Source organism: Janthinobacterium sp. 78 (assembly GCF_003096775.1).
GTDB classification, from domain to species: Bacteria; Pseudomonadota; Gammaproteobacteria; order Burkholderiales; family Burkholderiaceae_D; genus Janthinobacterium; species Janthinobacterium tructae.
Genome location: NZ_QENT01000001.1, coordinates 3,674,744 through 3,690,885 on the forward strand (window position 1 = coordinate 3,674,744; position 16,142 = coordinate 3,690,885).

Annotated in this window: 12 protein-coding genes; 4 read left to right on the plus strand and 8 right to left on the minus strand. The window is 65.2% G+C overall.

The genetic code is table 11. The annotated features are described in order from the left end of the window. Positions 1-94: 94 nt before the first annotated feature. Both C8C92_RS16195 and C8C92_RS16200 read right to left on the minus strand, forming a co-directional pair. Positions 95-1,450, minus strand: coding sequence for a HAMP domain-containing sensor histidine kinase (locus C8C92_RS16195; RefSeq protein ID WP_099763595.1), 1,356 nt, complete (start codon positions 1,448-1,450; stop codon positions 95-97). Then, the gene (locus C8C92_RS16200; protein WP_099763594.1) at positions 1,440-2,126 is read right to left on the minus strand and encodes a winged helix-turn-helix domain-containing protein; all 687 of its coding nucleotides are present in this window, start codon (positions 2,124-2,126) and stop codon (positions 1,440-1,442) included. The genes C8C92_RS16195 and C8C92_RS16200 overlap by 11 nt, the downstream gene beginning before the upstream one ends. A 255-nt stretch (positions 2,127-2,381) precedes the next feature. Between C8C92_RS16200 and C8C92_RS16205 the strand changes: the two genes are divergently transcribed. From C8C92_RS16205 to C8C92_RS16220, 4 genes are all read left to right on the plus strand, one after another. Beyond that, entirely contained in the window at positions 2,382-3,158 is a 777-nt protein-coding gene (locus tag C8C92_RS16205; protein WP_116744579.1) for a DUF481 domain-containing protein, read from the plus strand. A 16-nt stretch (positions 3,159-3,174) separates the two neighbouring features. Next, positions 3,175-5,043, plus strand: coding sequence for an alpha/beta fold hydrolase (locus tag C8C92_RS16210; RefSeq protein WP_165829462.1), 1,869 nt, complete (start codon positions 3,175-3,177; stop codon positions 5,041-5,043). A 124-nt stretch (positions 5,044-5,167) separates the two neighbouring features. Continuing rightward, positions 5,168-5,812 (plus strand): hypothetical protein, encoded by a 645-nt coding sequence (locus C8C92_RS27775; protein ID WP_243420241.1) that lies wholly within the window; start codon positions 5,168-5,170, stop codon positions 5,810-5,812. 40 nt (positions 5,813-5,852) lie between these two features. After that, positions 5,853-6,494 carry an RES family NAD+ phosphorylase gene (locus tag C8C92_RS16220; RefSeq protein WP_116744581.1) on the plus strand — a complete coding sequence of 214 codons (642 nt, stop codon included), beginning with the start codon at positions 5,853-5,855 and terminating at the stop codon, positions 6,492-6,494. Between the two features lie 12 nt (positions 6,495-6,506). Here C8C92_RS16220 and C8C92_RS16225 read toward each other — a convergent pair whose 3' ends face one another. The 6 genes from C8C92_RS16225 to C8C92_RS16250 form a co-directional block, all read right to left on the minus strand. Then, a complete protein-coding gene (locus tag C8C92_RS16225; protein WP_116744582.1) occupies positions 6,507-7,502 on the minus strand; it encodes an HD domain-containing phosphohydrolase in 996 nt (331 codons plus the stop codon). Between the two features lie 13 nt (positions 7,503-7,515). After that, positions 7,516-11,220 (minus strand): PAS domain S-box protein, encoded by a 3,705-nt coding sequence (locus C8C92_RS16230; protein WP_116744583.1) that lies wholly within the window; start codon positions 11,218-11,220, stop codon positions 7,516-7,518. A 356-nt stretch (positions 11,221-11,576) separates the two neighbouring features. Next, positions 11,577-11,945, minus strand: a complete 369-nt coding sequence (locus C8C92_RS16235) for a hypothetical protein (RefSeq protein WP_116744584.1) — start codon at positions 11,943-11,945, stop codon at positions 11,577-11,579. A 75-nt stretch (positions 11,946-12,020) separates the two neighbouring features. After that, on the minus strand, positions 12,021-14,480 hold the full coding sequence (locus tag C8C92_RS16240; RefSeq protein ID WP_243420242.1) for a TonB-dependent receptor: 2,460 nt from the start codon (positions 14,478-14,480) through the stop codon (positions 12,021-12,023). Between the two features lie 135 nt (positions 14,481-14,615). Next, entirely contained in the window at positions 14,616-15,581 is a 966-nt protein-coding gene (locus C8C92_RS16245) for a FecR domain-containing protein (RefSeq protein WP_116744586.1), read from the minus strand. Next, a complete protein-coding gene (locus C8C92_RS16250) occupies positions 15,578-16,084 on the minus strand; it encodes a sigma-70 family RNA polymerase sigma factor (RefSeq protein WP_116744587.1) in 507 nt (168 codons plus the stop codon). Before C8C92_RS16250 ends, C8C92_RS16245 begins: the two co-directional genes overlap by 4 nt. Between the last annotated feature and the right edge of the window lie 58 nt (positions 16,085-16,142).

Below are 16,142 nucleotides of genomic sequence, written 5' to 3' on the forward strand. Positions count from 1 at the left end.
GCCGGGCCGCGCGGCAAAAAAGCCGCGCAGGTCAAAAAATGCCGTCGGGTGCAACGAAGGGGCTTACCAGTTTGTAATGTACAGTTTAGCCGCGCTAGCGCAGCAGGCGCAGGCGCAAGCGCAAGCCCGGCGCCGCATCCTCGATCTCCAGGCTGCCGCCATGCAGGGCCGCGATGGCCGCCACGATGGACAGGCCCAGGCCATTGCCGGGCAAATGGCGGCTCTTGTCGAGCCGGTAAAAACGCTGCGTCAGCTTCGGCAGCTCGTCCCTGGGCACGCCCGGGCCGTTGTCGCGCACGGCCAGCCAGCTGCCCTGCTCATCGCTGCCGGCCGACACTTCCACCGTGGCGCCCGGACCCGCATATTTGATGGCGTTGTCGACCAGGCTGGCCAGCGCGCTGCCCAGCAGGTTACGGTCGCCGCGCGCCGGCACGCTGTCGCCAACCATCTGCACCAGCAGCACGCCCTGCTCGTCGGCCGTGGCCTCGTACATTTCCACGATGTCGGTGCCGATCCGCTGCAGGTCGATGTCGTCGAAATTCTCGGGACGCATGCCCGATTCGGCCGCCGCGATCTGCAGCAGCTTGTCGAACACGCGCGTCAGGTCGTCGATATCGTCGATGGCCGCCTGCGCCGCACTCGCGTAGCCGGCCACGCTCTGCTGCTGGCGCAAGGCGCCATCGAGCTTGTTGCGGATGCGGCCCAGCGGCGTGCGCAAGTCGTGCGCAATGGCGTTCGAGACGTGGCGCACGCCTTCCATCAGGTGTTCGATGCGGTCGAGCATGCGGTTGATGTCGCGGCTCAGCAAGCCGAATTCATCTTCGCTGGCGACGGGAATGCGCCGGCTCAGGTCGCCTGCCTCGATTTCCCCCGCCGTGCGGCGGATTTGCCCGATGCGCGCCTCAAGCTGGCGGCGGAACAGCCAGGCGCCCGCCACCACCAGCAAGATGGCCACCCCGCCGCCATAGGCCAGCGAGCGCAGCACCAGCGTGCGGATCGACTTGCCCTCTTCCATGTCGCGTCCGACGAACAGGCGCGCGCCGCCCGCCAGCTCGCGGATCAGCATGCGCGCGGGCACCCTGCGCCCTTCGCGCGTGACGTCGCGGTGCAGCAAGCGGCCCACGGGACTGGCCGTGTCGGGCCAGGATGACAGATTGCCCGCCACACGGCGCCCATCGGCGTCCACCAGTAAAAAAATCTCCGTGTCGCTGTCGGTGCGGTCGGTGAGCAGATGGGCGATTTCCGCCGTCGTGTGGCTGCTGCCCGCCTGCTGGTACAGCGCGGCGAGACGCTCCGAGAGCAGGGTCAGCTTGCGGTCCACGCTGCGATCGAGCACGCCGATGGTGCCGAAATAGAAGACGGCGCAGACGATGCTGATCGACACGACCACCAGCACGCCATAGCCGAGCGCCAGGCGGGCGGCAATGGAGCGGTGCCAGTTACGCACCATCGAGTACGCCCAAGGTGTAGCCGACGCCGCGCACCGTGTGGATCAGCGGCGGCGAAAACTCCTTGTCCACCTTGGTGCGCAAGCGGCTCACCTGCACATCGATGACGTTCGTCTGCGGGTCGAAATGGTAGTCCCACACGGCTTCGAGCAGCATGGCGCGCGTGACGGACTGGCCCTGGTGGCGCATCAGGTATTCCAGCAGGCGAAATTCGCGCGGCTGCAGGGCGATGTGCCGGTTGGCGCGCGTCACGCGCATGGTGCGCATGTCGAGCACCAGGTCGGCCACCTGCAGCTGCGTCGATTCGGGCACGGGCGCGGCGCGCCGCAGCAGCGCCTCGATGCGCGCCAGCAGTTCGGCGATGGCGAACGGCTTTGACAGGTAATCGTCGCCGCCGCTGCGCAAGCCGCGCACGCGCTCGTCGACGCTGGACAGGGCCGACAGCACCAGCACGGGCGTGTTGCGTCCCATGCCGCGCAGGCGCGCGACGATGGCCAGGCCGTCGATTTCGCCGGGCAGCAGGCGGTCGAGCACCAGCGCATCCCAGTCTTCGCCGCAGGCCAGGCGCATGCCGTCGATGCCATTGTCGCAGGCGGTGACGTCGTGGCCCGCCTCGCGCAGGCCGGCACAGATATAGCGGGAAGTTTCGGCTTCGTCTTCGATGACCAGGCAGCGCACGGGAGATTCCTTGTAAAGATCAGGCAGCAAACAGGCGCAGCATACGCCAGGCGCGCGCCACTTGCCAGCCCCGTCGCGTGCGGCAAACGATGACGGGGTCGGGTACAATACAGCCTCGACAATGTTTGGCCGCGCCCGCGCGCGCACGTACGCATGATTTTATCGGCGCCGCCCCGATTGCTGCGGCCTGCATCGACACCACCGCCACTAACGAACATCAGGCACGCCAGGCGCGCGCCACAGACAAATACAGCCATGAAATCGACCCACTCTCTCGCACTGGCGCTGGCCATGGCCGTCACCTGCGGCAGCGCCGCCGCCGCAGACGTAAAACAAACCATGCTGTTCGATGAAATTCCCATCGGCAGCTGGAGCACCTCCGCCGAATTGGGCGCCATCACCACCTCGGGCAATACGGTCGGCACCTCGGTGACGGGCAAGATCGACGCGCGCCAGGAACTCGATGACTGGAGCAACCAGTACATCTTCAGCGGCTACTTCAAGGAAGATGAAATCACCGATGACGATGGACAGAAGGTGCGCGAACGCTCGGCCGAACGCTTTTCCGCTTCCGCCAAGGCCGCCTACAAGCTGATGGCCGACCATGAAAAACTCTTCGTGCTGGCCTCGCACGTGAACGACAAGTTTGGCGCCTATACCAAGTACTCGACCCTGGCCGTCGGTCATGGCTCGCGCTGGTACCAGTCGAGCGACAAGAGCGTCGACGTGGAATTCGGTCCTGGCTATTTCAGCGGCACCAACGACACGGGCGAATCGGAGCACGGCCTGACGGTGCGCGGCGCGGCTGCCATGAAGTGGAAGATCAGCCAGTCGGCGATGTTTTCACAGACGCTCAGCGTCGAACGCGGTACCTCGAACACCCACTCGATCGCCGAAACGTCCCTCAGCACGAAGATCAACGGCACCATGCAGATGAAGGCCGCCTTCAGCGCCCGTAACGACACGCGCGTACCGGACGACAAGAAGAACACGGATACGCAAACCTCGCTGACCCTGGTCTATTCGTTCTGAGATGCCGGCCACGCTGATGCGGCGACTGCGCCTGGGCGCCCTGCTGTGCGCTGCGGCGCTGCTGAGCGGCTGCGCCGCCGTCACCGTCAGCGCGATCTCCCCGGCCGACTACCTGCAGCAGCGGCGCGGCGACATCCTCACCACGGGCAAACTCAGCGCCGCGGCCAGCGAAGTGCTGCGCATTATCGGCAGCGACATCGCCGCCTGCGAAGCCAATACGGGCAGCTGCCGCGCCGACCTGGCCCGCTCCGAGCTGCTCAGCGACGAGCAGCGCCTGGCGACGCTCTCCGAATTGTGGCTGGAAAGCGCCCTGGCGGAAGAAAAGCAAGGCGGCCACCCCAGTGCCGAATTGCTGGCCGCCTGGCTCGAATCGGCCCGCTACGCCTACGCCTACCTGTTCTACACGACGCGCACGCCGGGCCAGCGCGCCTTCGAGGAGCGCCAGACGCAAATCCGCGACTACTATAACTATGCCGTGCAAAAGGCCGTCGGCAACCTGTTCCGCCACCGTGGCGAATACCGCCCTGACGGCCATGTGATCCGCGTCGCCGGCTGGCAGATCGACAGCGAATTGTCGGCCCTGCGCCTGCCCGAAGACGGCACCCTGCCCGACGAACTGCTGCCGGCCACCTCGCTGTCGTTTTCCGGCCTGCGCAATGTGTACCGGCGCGACGGCTTCGGCGCCGACCTGGTCGCCGTCATGCCCAGGCCAGGCGCATCGCAAGGCGAGTATGTGCCCTACCAGGAAACCCGCTTCCCCGTCGTCACGGCGCTGATCCGCTTCAACGGCAACAGCCTGCAGGAAGTGCTGGCCACGCAGCAGTTGATGGTGATGCTGGTCGACCCGACGCGCAGCGACTCGACGCGCATGGCGGGCCAGGAATTGCCGGTGGCGGCCAACTTCACGGCCGGCTATGGCCTGTGGCTGGCCCGTTCCGGCTTCGGCGTGCAGGCGCTGCGCACCCTGTTCGGCCGCGCCGACGGCATTTCGCGCCCGCAGGTGCACCTGATGCAGCCGTACGACCCGAACAAGCGCACCATCGTCATGCTGCACGGCCTGGCCAGCAGTCCCGAAGCGTGGATCAATGTGGCGAATGAACTGATGGGCGACGAGCAGCTGCGGCGCCGCTACCAGATCTGGCAGGTGTACTACCCGAGCAATGCGCCGCTGGCGGCCAACAACGTGGCCATCCGCCAGGCGCTGGCCGCCACGCTGGCGCATTTCGACCCTTCGGCCAGGGCGATTGCTGCGAACGACATGGTCTTGATCGGCCACAGCATGGGCGGCGTGCTGGCGCGCCTGATGGTGTCGGACGCCAGCAACACCCTGCTCGACGCCATCACGGACGAATACCATTTGACGGGCAAGAAGGCGGAAAAAGTACGCGCCGGCCTGGCGCCCTACCTCAATTTCACGGCCATGCCGCAGGTCAACCGCGCCATCTTCATCGCCGCGCCGCACCGCGGCACCTCGTTCGCCAACCACAAGGTGGCGCGCTGGATCGCCAACCTCGTCACCCTGCCCATCAATATGCTCGAGCAGCTGTCGGACGCGGCCGGCAGCCTGGCGCAGCTCGACACGGGCAGCAGCGAGCCGCTGCGCATCCCCAACAGCATCGATAACCTCAGCGACAAGGACCCGTTCGTGCGCCTGGTGGCAGACCTGCCGATCAGCCCGAAAGTGCGCTACTACTCCATCATGGGCAACGACACGCCGGACCTGCCGCTGGCGGAATCGAGCGACGGCGTGGTGCCCTACGCCAGCGCCCACCTCGACGGCGCCCTGTCGGAAAAAGTCATTCCGTCGTGGCACAGCGTGCAGGAAAGCCCGCAGGCGATTCTGGAGATACGGCGCATTCTGCGTCTGCCGGACACTTTGCCTTAAGGCACTTGGCATGCTCCCCGCATGGCTGAACGCTGGATAAGAAAGTTGCGCCGCATGATAAAGTTGCGAAACATGAGAATCTTGTATATGATGTTCTTTACCACGCACCTGTAAAGGAATCATCATGACAGCGCATCTGCATCACGATACTCTGGCGCCCGACCGTCAGGCATTAACCGATAGCGACCTGCGGGTGGTAGAACAATTCTCGCAGCTCGTGACCGCACAGCTCGACATACTGGCGCAAGGGCCCGAGCGCCAGCGCCTGATCGACGTGGCCACGCGCGCACTCCATCAGGCGCGCGCCTCACTGGGCGCCGCGCCGTCAAGCATACCGCTGCAGCTTCCCGTGTCAAAACTCAAGGTATCCGATGTCATTGGACAAGGATGGGTTGAACTGTCGCAGGCGTCCCTGTATCGCGCAGTGGAAAGCAAGCGGTTTTATTGCGTGACGCCCAAGGGGCGCAGCATCGGCAAGGAGTTTCCGGCCTGGCAATTTGTCCAGCCGGTGCCGGAACTGATTGCGCCGGTGCTCGCCATTCTTGCCGACCAGCCGAGTAGTGAAATCCATGCCTTCTGGGTCAGCCGTGCCGATGAATTCAACGAATTGTCCCCGGCAGAAATGCTTGCAGGCAAATCGTTTGAAACGCGGGCCGAGGTGCACCCCAGCCAGCAGGCGCTGCTGGATTTGCCTGCAAACGAGAGATTGCGCAAGGTGCTGGCGGCGGCGAAGTGGCAGCATAGGGGAATGGCTGACATCGTAGGTTAACATGCAACACGGACATGCAACGTCCCCCGTCCCGCCGCACATGGCTACGCGCCTGCCGGCACTGACATCGCTGCGCGCTGAATTATTGCGCAATCTTGCCACCCATCAAGCAGACCAGCCCCTGGTACGCGCAGCGTGGAACGCGGCATCCATCTGGCCGGCGAAGGTCGAACGCACGTATCGCTTCGGTCCGCCTGCCGAACTGGCCAACGCCAACGGCTTCCCCTATCACTGGGTATATATCGCAGAAGATACCTGCACGGCTGCCTGGGAAGCCCAGCTTTGCCAAAACGACGTCACGCGCCCGGGCACCTTTTATATTGCGCATGGCGCGCAACAAGCGCTGATCGCCACCTTGTCATTCGCCGCCCCTCTGAACTTGCTCGACCTGACAGGGCTGGCCGCCAGCCGGCTGGGTATTTATGATCAACTGCGCAGCCCCGATCACGGCTGGTGCCAATGGCTGGGCTGGCAGCTGGACCAGATCATCGCGCAGGAAAATAGTCCGATTCACGGCTTCATGTACCCGTCGCGCCGTCAGCCCGGCAAACTGGCCTATGCGATATCCTCGCGCCATATGGCGGCATTGGGCACAAGCATGGCGTGCTCACAACTGCCATTCGGCGACACGGAGGCATACTTACGCTTCCTGTGCGATCACCTGCGCGTGGACCCACCCTGACCTGATACTCCCCTATACCGGCTCGCGCCACTTGTCCTTGATCTCCAGCATGGCTGGCAGCTGTTCGATGAACAGCGCCAGCAGGGTCGGATCGAAGTGCGTGCCGCTGTCGCGCTGCATGGTGGCGATGGCTTCTTCGACCGTCCAGGCGCGCTTGTAGGGGCGCTCGCTGGTGAGCGCGTCGAAGACGTCGGCGATGGCGACGATGCGGCCTTCGTGGGGGATTTCTTCGCCTTGCAAGCCTTGCGGATAGCCGCTGCCATCCCATTTCTCGTGGTGCGTCAGGGCGATGATGCGCGCCATTTTCAGCAGGCCGCCCGCGTGCTCGCCGATGATGGCCGCGCCGATTTCCGCGTGGCGGCGCATGACGCTCCATTCGTCCGCATCGAGCTTGCCCGGCTTTTGCAAGATGGCGTCGGGGATGCCGATCTTGCCCACGTCGTGCATGGGGGCGGCATTCAATAAATCTTCCGCCCTGCCCGCGCTGTAGCCGGCCGCCAGCGCCAGCTGGCGCGCGTAATAGCTCATGCGGATGACGTGCATGCCCGTCTCGTTATCCTTGTATTCGGCCGCCTGGCCCAGGGTCTGGATCACCTGCAGGCGCGAGCGGCGCAGTTCCTCGGCGTCGACCAGCGACAAATGCGTGCGCACGCGGGCGCGCACGATGGGCGGGCTGACGGGCTTGGTGATGTAGTCGACGGCGCCGGCGTCAAAGCCGTCCGCCTCGTCCTTCACGTCGCACAGGGCCGTCACAAAAATGACGGGGATGGACGCGGTGACCGGCATGGCTTTGAGCTGGCGGCACACTTCATAGCCCGTCATGGCGGGCATCATGATGTCGAGCAGGATCAGTTCGACGGGATTGTTTTGCGCCAGTTCCAGCGCCTTCTCGCCATCCTTCGCATACAGCAGGCGGTAATCATCCTGCAAAATTTGCCGCAGCACCTGCAGATTCGTCGCTTCGTCGTCCACCAGCAGCAGGATCGGTTTGTCTTCGTGTAAGGTCATCGTTGGCCCAATATCAGGAAAGGTCCGCCGGCGCGGGAGCTTCCAGCCACGCCAGCAGCTGGCGCAGCACGTCTGCGGCGCGCGCAAATTCAAAATCGTCGATGGCGCTGGCCAGCGCCTGCAGGCGCTGCTGCTGGCCGTGCGGCGCCAGCATGGCGGCGATCCGCGCCATCAGGGCATCGTCCAGCTGTCCGCCTTCCAGGCTGGCGATGGCTTGCCGCAGCAAGGCACCTGCGGCGGATGCATCGAGCGGCGCGCTGGCGGCCGGCGCAGCATCGACCGGCGCCCCTTCGTCCAGCTCCAGCTCGCCGGCGAGCGCCATGAAGGCGGCGGCCAGCTGTACCAGCAATTCGGTGGCCGCCAACTGGCGCGCGATGGCTTGCTCGATGCGTCCCAGCAGGCTTTCGACCTGCACCAGGCACAGGTTGCCCGCAGCGCCCTTGATACGGTGCAGCAAATGGCCCGCCACGCTGCCATCGCCACGTTCCAGCTCCGCCGCCAGCATGGCGGCGCAATCGCCATTGGCCTGTACGAAACGCGCGATGGCCCGCTGCAAGGTCTCGCGGCCACCCCACAGGGCGATGCCGCGCTGCCAGTCCACCTGGCCTGCGGCCGCACGCGCCGCCGAGCCGGCCGCCGGCGGCGGCATGGCCACGGCGATATCGAGCAGGCGGGCGATTTCCGCCGTCAGCTTGTGCATTTCCAGCGGCTTCGAGGCAAAACCGTTCATGCCCGCCGTCTGCGCGGCGCGCCGGTCCTGTTCCAGCACGCTGGCCGTCAGGGCGATGATGGGCGTCGCCTTGAGGCCCTGTTCGCGCTCGTGCACGCGGATCAGGCGCGTCGCTTCCAGGCCATCCATGCGCGGCATCTGCACGTCCATCAGGACGATGTCGAAGCTGCCACGGCTGAACTCCCGCACGGCGCTCTCGCCATCGCTGGCGGCGATCACCTGGTGGCCGGCCGCGCCCAGACTGATCAGCAGCAGCTCCACGTTCTGCGGCACGTCGTCGGCCACCAGGATGCGCAGCGGCGGCAAGGCCACCACGGGTTGTTCGCTGCGGCGCGCCACGGCCTTGCCCGGCGCCAGCGGCAGCAATACATGGAACACGCTGCCCACGCCCAGGGTGCTTTCCACCGTGATGGTGCCACCCATCAGTTCGACCAGCTGCAGCGAAATCGTCGTGCCCAGGCCCGTGCCGCCGAAGCGGCGGCTCATGGAAGAATCGGCTTGCGTAAACGGCGCGAAGATTTTGTCCAGGCGGTCGGCGGGGATGCCGATGCCCGTGTCGTGCACGGCGATATGCACCTGCTCGCCCTGCATGGCGACGGCCACGCGCACGTGGCCCACTTCCGTGAACTTGACGGCGTTGCCGATCAAATTCGTCAGCACCTGCTGCAGCCGGCGCGCGTCGCCCAGGAAGAACTGGCCCATGCCCGGATCGATGTCCACATGCAGCACCAGGTCGCGCGCCTGCGCCGTGATGCGCAGGGAGGCCGCCACGTGGTCGACCAGGTCCGGCAGCGAAAAGTCCACCAGTTCCAGCTCGGTGGCGCCTTTTTCCAGCTTGGCCGTGTCGAGGATGTCGTTGAGCAGCTCAAGCAGCGAACGGGCGGACTGGCGCACCGTGCCCAGGTGGCGGCGCTGCAGGCTGTCCAGGGCGGTACCCAGCAGCACTTCCGTGAAGCCGATGATGGCATTCATCGGCGTGCGGATTTCATGGCTCATGTTGGCCAGGAAGCTGGTTTTCGATTCGGCGGCCAGCTCGGCGCGGTCTTTTGCCGCGCGCAGGTTTTCCTGCATGGCGCGCCGCTCGCTCACGTCGGTGGCCAGCTTGACCACCTTGAACGGCTTGCCATCCGTGTTGAAGATCGGGTTGTACGAGGCCTGTATCCACACTTCCCGGCCATCCTTGTCGATGCGCTTGTACTCGCCCGTATTGAATTCGCCCTGCGCCAGCTGCTGCCAGAATGCGATGTAGTCGGGCGAAGTGACGTACGCCGGTTCGCAGAAGATGCTGTGGTGCAGACCCAGCACGTCATCGAGCTGGTAGCCGAGCAGGTCGAGGAAGTTCTGGTTGACCGCCAGGATGCGCCCCTGCAGGTCGAACTCGATGACGGCCATCGCGCGTGAGATGGCCGTCACCTTGCCTTCGTATTCGGCGTTGCGCAATTCGCTTTCCGTGATGTCGAGGATGACGCCGTCGATCCAGCGCACCACGCCGTCGTTGTCAAGCACGGGGCCGCTGCTTTCGCGCACCCAGCGCTCGCGCCCGTCGCGGTGGATCAGGCGGTAGACGTTCTCGAAATCGCGCTTCTCGCCGGCCGCCTGCACGCAGGTGTCGTTGACGCGCTGGCGGTCGTCCGGATGCACGAGTTCGAACAGCCTGACCCGCCCTTCGATGAAGTCCTGCGGCATCCAGCCTGTCAGGTTGAAGACGGCATCGCTGATGAAAATCATCTTCCATTCGGGCGCGAAGCTGCAGTGGAAGGACACGCCGGGGATATTGCGGATCAGGGTGCGGTACTGGCGCTCGCTGTCCTTCAGCGCCTGCTCCATGCTGCGCGACGAGCGCATGTCCGTGACAAACGCCACGAACAGGGGCTGGCCCGGCGTGTCGATCTTGCCGATGGCCACGCGCATGGGCAGCACGGCGCCATCCTTGTGGCGGCCATCGAGTTCGCGTCCGCTGTCGAGGATGCGCGAGGCGCCCGTTTCCAGGTAGTCGCGCAAATAGCCTTCGTACGCGGCCGCATCGGCTGCTTGCAGCAGCACGCTGGCGTCGCGCCCCACGATTTGTGCTTCGGACCAGCCAAACAGGTTTTGCGCGGCGGGATTGAAGGAACGCACCTTGCCCTGGCCATCGATGGTGATCAGGCCATCGGCGGCCGTGTCGACGATGGCGCGCAGGCGCGACTCGCCGGCGCTGGCATGGCGCAGCAACTGGCGGTAGCGCAGCAAGCCGTTCGCGGCGACCACGAAGACGGTCAGGGTGACGGTGATCAGGGCCACGGCCAGGGCCACGAACGAGGCTTGCACCACAATCGTGTTCTCGCCTGCCGTGGGCGTGCCGGAAAAGCGCGCCGCCAGCATGCCCGTGTAATGCATGCCGGAAATGGCCAGGCCCATCACGACACTGCTGACCAGCAGCGCCGTCAGCGCACTGAGGCGCTGGCACATGGCGCTCAGGCCGAAGCGTATCCACAGCGCCAGCATGGCCATGGTGACGGCCACCAGCAGCGACAGCGCAAACAGCCACGGCTCGTAGTGCAGGGTCAGCGACGTTTGCATGGCGGCCATGCCGCTGTAATGCATGGAGCCGATGCCCACGCCCACCAGCACGCCGCCCACCACCAGCTGGCGCCAGCTGATGCGCGGACGCGCCAGCAGGTTCAGCGCCACCCATGACGCGGCCACGCCAGGCAGCATCGACAGCAGGGTCAGCCCCGGTTCGAAGGACACGCGCGTGCAGATGTCGAAAGCCAGCATGCCGATGAAGTGCATCGACCAGATGCCGCCACCGAGCGCGATGGCGCCCGTGATGATGGCCGTCTGGCGCTGGAAGCCGCGCTCGCTGCTGCGCGCCATGCCGGCGATCTGCAGGGCCATGAACGAGGCAAAGATGGCGATGCCGATGGAAAACAGCACCAGCCAGGCATCATGCGTGCCGTAGATATACGGCACGGTATCGGTCGAAAAGGCAAAGATGGAACTGAGCATACTGTCGTGAACTACATAGAGTGAAACGTGACGTCGCAAAACATGACAGCGCACCGCGCGCCGGTGCCAGGCCTTTTAGCAAAGCGGCAACACAGCGAAAATGACAACGGCAGCAATCGACCAGGGCAAGGCTCGGTCATCACGCCCGCGCCTGCCGCGCGGGGGAAAGGTGCCCGTTCAGAGAGAACAAGCGAAATACGTACGAACTCTGGCGCGGATAGCTGGCCGCCAGCGTGACGATGATTTTTTAAAGAGCCATGAGTATAGTTGCTTTGCGAACATATTCATAGGACTTCAACAATGTGATGGCAAGAAAGGCAATGTTCTGCAGCCCTGGTGCGACAGCGGCCCGCCGCTCAGGCGTTCGATGCCAGCATGCTGCGGAACCACGCCAATTGCTCGCGCGTCAGGTAGTTGGCGCCATCGCCATGCAGGATAACGATCTCGATCTCGGGCGGAATCGACGCAATCAGCTGCGCCCCCGTGACGGGAACCTTGGGAAACGCGATGCCGGCCAGGAAAGCCGGGTCTTCCGCCACCGTCACGCACTGGCGCTCCGGGTTCGGCGACGGCACGAGGAACAGGTCGATCTGCTCGCTTTGTCCGCCGATGACGACGTGCAATTGCGCGGCCAGCAGTTCGGGCAGGATCAGCTCGATGTTATTCTCGTTGCGCGATTGCTGGAAAGCGCTTTTCAGGGGCGTCAGGACTGGCGTGGCGGACATGGGAACAGTGTGAAAGTGAAGACGGCGGCAGTGTAGCAGAGGCGCCCGCACGGGCGCGCTCCGCTGGCGCAGCGGCTACAGCTTGTAGTTCAGGGACAGCAGCACGCTGCGCGGCGCGCCGTAGCGTTCCAGCCCGCCCGACCAGGCATAGCCAAGGCCCTGGTAGTAGCGACGATCGAGCACGTTGTCGACACTCACGCGCAGCTGTACCTGCTCGCTGAGGCGGTAGCCGGCCGTCAGGCCGACGATGGCGTAGCCGCCCTGCTGCGTCAGGTAAGCCGTGTCGCGGCGGTCGATCTTGTCCTGGGCGTAGACGGAGGCGCCGAGGTTCCATTTTGCCAGGCTGCCGCTCAGCTGCACCGTCGTGTACAGCTTGAACAATTGCTTCGGCTCATCGGTGGCGATGCGCTGGCCGATATTCGCCGCCACGCTGTCTTTCGTGTACTTGGCCAGCACATAGGTGTAGCCGCCCGCGATCTGCCAGCCCGGCAGAGGCGAGCCCGACAACTGCAAGTCGACGCCTTCGCTTTTGACCTGCCCGGCCGCGCGGGCGCAATAGATGGCGCCACCCGTGGGGCAATTGACTTCATCGGCCATGGCGCGGTTATTCTGCTTGATGCGGAACAGGGCGCCGCTGGCATTGAGCCTGCCGCCGAAATATTCTCCCTTGACGCCCGCTTCCAGGTTGGTGCCGCTCAACGGCGGCAAGCTATTGCCCTGTACATCGAGCACGCTTTGCGGCTGGAAGATTTGCGTGCCGCTCGCATACACGGAATGGTGCGCGTCCAGGTCGTAGACCAGACCCGCGTACGGCGTAAACTTCGCGTTTTCCGTCAGGTCGCGGCGCCACGTCGGCTTGCTGGCATACCAGCCCGTGACATCCTGCGCATACCAGCCGAAGCGCCCGCCCAGCACCAGGCGCAGCGGATCGGCCAGGCTGAAGTTGCCGGCCGCATAAATGCCTTTCTCGTCCGTCTTGCGGCCCCAGTTGTACGGCTCGAACGGCGCGCCGTTCATTCGGTAAGCGCGCGGATTCCACTGGCGCAGATCGAACACGCGCTTTTCCGCGCCTTCCCAGCTCTGGCCCGCGTCCGAATCGTCATGGCGGTAGCTGGCGCCGACGATGACGTCATGCTGGCGGCCGAACCAGGTGACGGGGCCGCTCAAGCGCCAGTCGGCCACCACTTGTTGCGTGTTGTACTTCCAGCCCGTTTCCGACTGTTCCAGCAAATACGTTTCGCCAGCGACACGGCTGTTGGTGGTATTGCGCGTGCTCGACGAGGCATCGATGTGCGTGATGGCAAAGCGGCTGCGCCAGCCCTGCTCCAGCTTGGTTTCCAGGTCGGCGAAGACGACGTTGTTGTCGCGTTTCTGGAACGAGTCGGCATTGTTCAGGAAAGTCGAGCGGGGCAAGTCCATGTGGCGGCCGTCGGGCAAGGTCGGCAAGCCGACGAACACGCCGTCGGTGCGGCTGTGCTGGCGCGAGAAGCCGATGCCGGCCGTGGTCGACGGCGTCAGATCCGCCTCGATGATCGCATACACGGTGCCATTGGTATTGTTGACCACGTCGACAAAGCTGTCGCTGTCGCGCCAGCTGGCCGCCACGCGCCCGCGCAGGCTGCCCGAGTCGTTCAGGGCATTGCTGGCATCGACCGTCATTTGCCGGTCCTTCCAGCTGCCCAGGTGAGCGGACGCATTGAGCAAGGGCGTGGCCGTGGGGCGCTTGCGTATCATGTTGATGCTGCCCGACGGCGCGCCCGCCCCTTCCATCAGCCCGGTGGCGCCGCGCACCACTTCCACGCGGTCGTACATCAGCATGTCGGCCGAGACGTTGCGCTCATTGAAACCCGTGACATCGAGCGGCAAGCCATCGACATTCACGTGGCTCAAGGCAAAACCGCGCGCGAAATACGTGGTTTCCTGGTCGGACACGCCCTGCGTCTTGCCATACAGGCCGGGCGTGGCGCGCGCCACGTCCTGCAAGGTGGTCAAATCGAAATCTTCCATTTGCTGGCGCGAAATCACGCTGACCGTTTGCGGCGTGTGGCGCTGCGACAGGTTCAAGCCCGTGGCCGTCGACATATTCCGCGATGTATACAGCCCCGTGCCTTCCGTGCCACGGTCTGCCTCGGCGCTGACGACCACGGCGGGCATGCTGTCCAGACCGCCATCGGCCGTACTGCTACTGATTTTACGCAACAGGTAATTGCCATTGCCATTTGCAAGCACTTCGAGTCCGCTGCCCTGCAGCAGTTTTTGCAGGCCGGCGGAGACGCCATGGCGGCCCTGCAAGCCCGGCGTCGCCAGGCCGTCGAGCACTACGCCCTGCATGGACAGGTTGATCCCGGCGGCGATGGCAAACGTGGACAGCGCATCGCGCAGGCTGCCGGCGGGAATGCTGTAATCGCGCGGGCTGGCGGCCGGGCTGGACTCGGCCGCCAGTGCTGCCTGTGGCAAACCGGTGCCGGCCGCGCCCACGGCGAGGAGCAGGACCAGCGCGGCGCGCACGGCGCCGGTGATGGGATGGAGCGTCATGCGTGCTGTTGTCAAACTGCGGTGCTGCAAAGCCATGTGGACCCTTTCGATGGTTCGGATTGTTCGTTCTCTACCTTGTATGACGAAGCAATCCGCAAAAAGGGACAGGAAAAATGTAAATAGTGGCGCTTGATCTCAAGCCGCCTCGACACTGATCCAGTAGCGCGTGCGGCGCACCAGCCGGATCGGCAAGGAATGTTGCAGCAAGAGCAGGATGTTGTCCGGGTCGTTCAGCTGGAAAATGCCGTCCACGGGCATGGCGGCCAGCGCCGGATCGCAGCGCAGCACGCCGTCGCGATAGCGCGCCACCTGGGCCAGCACCTCGCCCAGCGGCATGCGCTCGGCGATCAGCACGCCCTGCAGCCAGCCGGCAGCGTGCGGCGTCAGCGGCGACAGCGAGGAAACGGCACGCGCATCGAAACTACCTTGCCGGCCCGCATTGACCCTGCGCAAGGCCTCGGGCGCTTGCGCCGGTCGGATCTCGACGGCGCCTTCGCTGACAGCCACCTGCGTGCGCGGCGCCAGCACGCTGGCGCCCTGGCGCACGCTGAAGCGCGTCCCCAGCGCGCGCACGGCGCCATTGCTGCTGCGCACGAGGAACGGGCGCGCGGGCACCGCCCTGTCATGCGCGGTGGCGACGTGGATTTCTCCGGCATGCAGCACGACCAGCCGCGCCGCGTCGTCAAAGCGCACGTCGATGGCCGTTTCCGTATTGAGCACCAGTTGCGTGCCATCCGGCAAGGTCATGTGGCGGATTTCGCCCCTGGCCGTGCGAATGCCGGCGCGCCAACCCTGCCATGGCGCCGACCGGCTGGCCAGCCACAGCGCCGGCCCGGCCGCGATCAGCCCGGCCAGACCGTAGAGCACGGCACGCCGCTGCGGCGACGGCGGCGCTGCGTCGGCCGTCTGGCGCAGCGCGGGCGGCACGCTGGCCAGGGTGCCGCACACCAGCTCGGCTCGCTGCCAGGCCGCTGCATGCGCGGGATCGCTGGCGCGCCAGGACTGGAACGCTAGCTGCTCATCCGGACTCAAGGCGCCTGCGTGCAGGCGCACCAGCCATTGCGCCGCCGCGCGGGCGGCGCGCGGATCGATGGCGCTCACAGGATCAGCAGGATGCAGCGTTCGAACGCCTGCACCATGTAGCGCTTGATGCTGCGCTCGCTCACGGCCAGGCGCCGCGCGATTTCCCCGTAAGCGAGGCCATCGACATGCGCCAGCAGGAAGGCGTTGCGTACCAGCGGCGGCAAGCCGTCGAGCATGGCATCGATGCGCTGCAAGGCCTCCAGTACCAGCAAGCGCTCTTCAGGAGACTGCATCAGCAGATCGGGCTGCTGCGCCAGGGTTTCCAGCCACGCCTGCTCCAGCGACAGGCGCCGGTAATGGTCGATCAGCAAGCGCTGCGCCACGGTGGTCAGGTAGGCGCGCGGTTCGCGCAAGGTCTGCCGGCCTTCCGGCGGCGCCGTCAGCAGGCGCAGGAAAGTGTCCTGCGCCAGGTCGGCCGCATGGTCGGCGCACTGCAGCTTGGCGCGCAGCCAGCGCATCAGCCAGCCGTGGTGGTGGCTGTAAATGCCGGCTATCGACTCGCTGGACTGCGCAATGTTCACTGGGGACTCCGATACGCGCAAGGCAAGGCGCGGCTAATTGATAATAATTCTCATTATC

Excerpts from the sequence above, each read along its gene's own strand:
- C8C92_RS16220 (WP_116744581.1), top strand. The coding sequence starts at position 5,853 with ATGGCTACGCGCCTGCCGGCACTGACATCGCTGCGCGCTGAATTATTG.
- C8C92_RS16240 (WP_243420242.1), bottom strand. The coding sequence starts at position 14,480 with ATGACGCTCCATCCCATCACCGGCGCCGTGCGCGCCGCGCTGGTCCTG.
- C8C92_RS16230 (WP_116744583.1), bottom strand. The coding sequence starts at position 11,220 with ATGCTCAGTTCCATCTTTGCCTTTTCGACCGATACCGTGCCGTATATC.
- C8C92_RS16195 (WP_099763595.1), bottom strand. The coding sequence starts at position 1,450 with ATGGTGCGTAACTGGCACCGCTCCATTGCCGCCCGCCTGGCGCTCGGC.
- C8C92_RS27775 (WP_243420241.1), top strand. The coding sequence starts at position 5,168 with ATGACAGCGCATCTGCATCACGATACTCTGGCGCCCGACCGTCAGGCA.
- C8C92_RS16225 (WP_116744582.1), bottom strand. The coding sequence starts at position 7,502 with ATGACCTTACACGAAGACAAACCGATCCTGCTGCTGGTGGACGACGAA.
- C8C92_RS16210 (WP_165829462.1), top strand. The coding sequence starts at position 3,175 with ATGCGGCGACTGCGCCTGGGCGCCCTGCTGTGCGCTGCGGCGCTGCTG.
- C8C92_RS16205 (WP_116744579.1), top strand. The coding sequence starts at position 2,382 with ATGAAATCGACCCACTCTCTCGCACTGGCGCTGGCCATGGCCGTCACC.
- C8C92_RS16235 (WP_116744584.1), bottom strand. The coding sequence starts at position 11,945 with ATGTCCGCCACGCCAGTCCTGACGCCCCTGAAAAGCGCTTTCCAGCAA.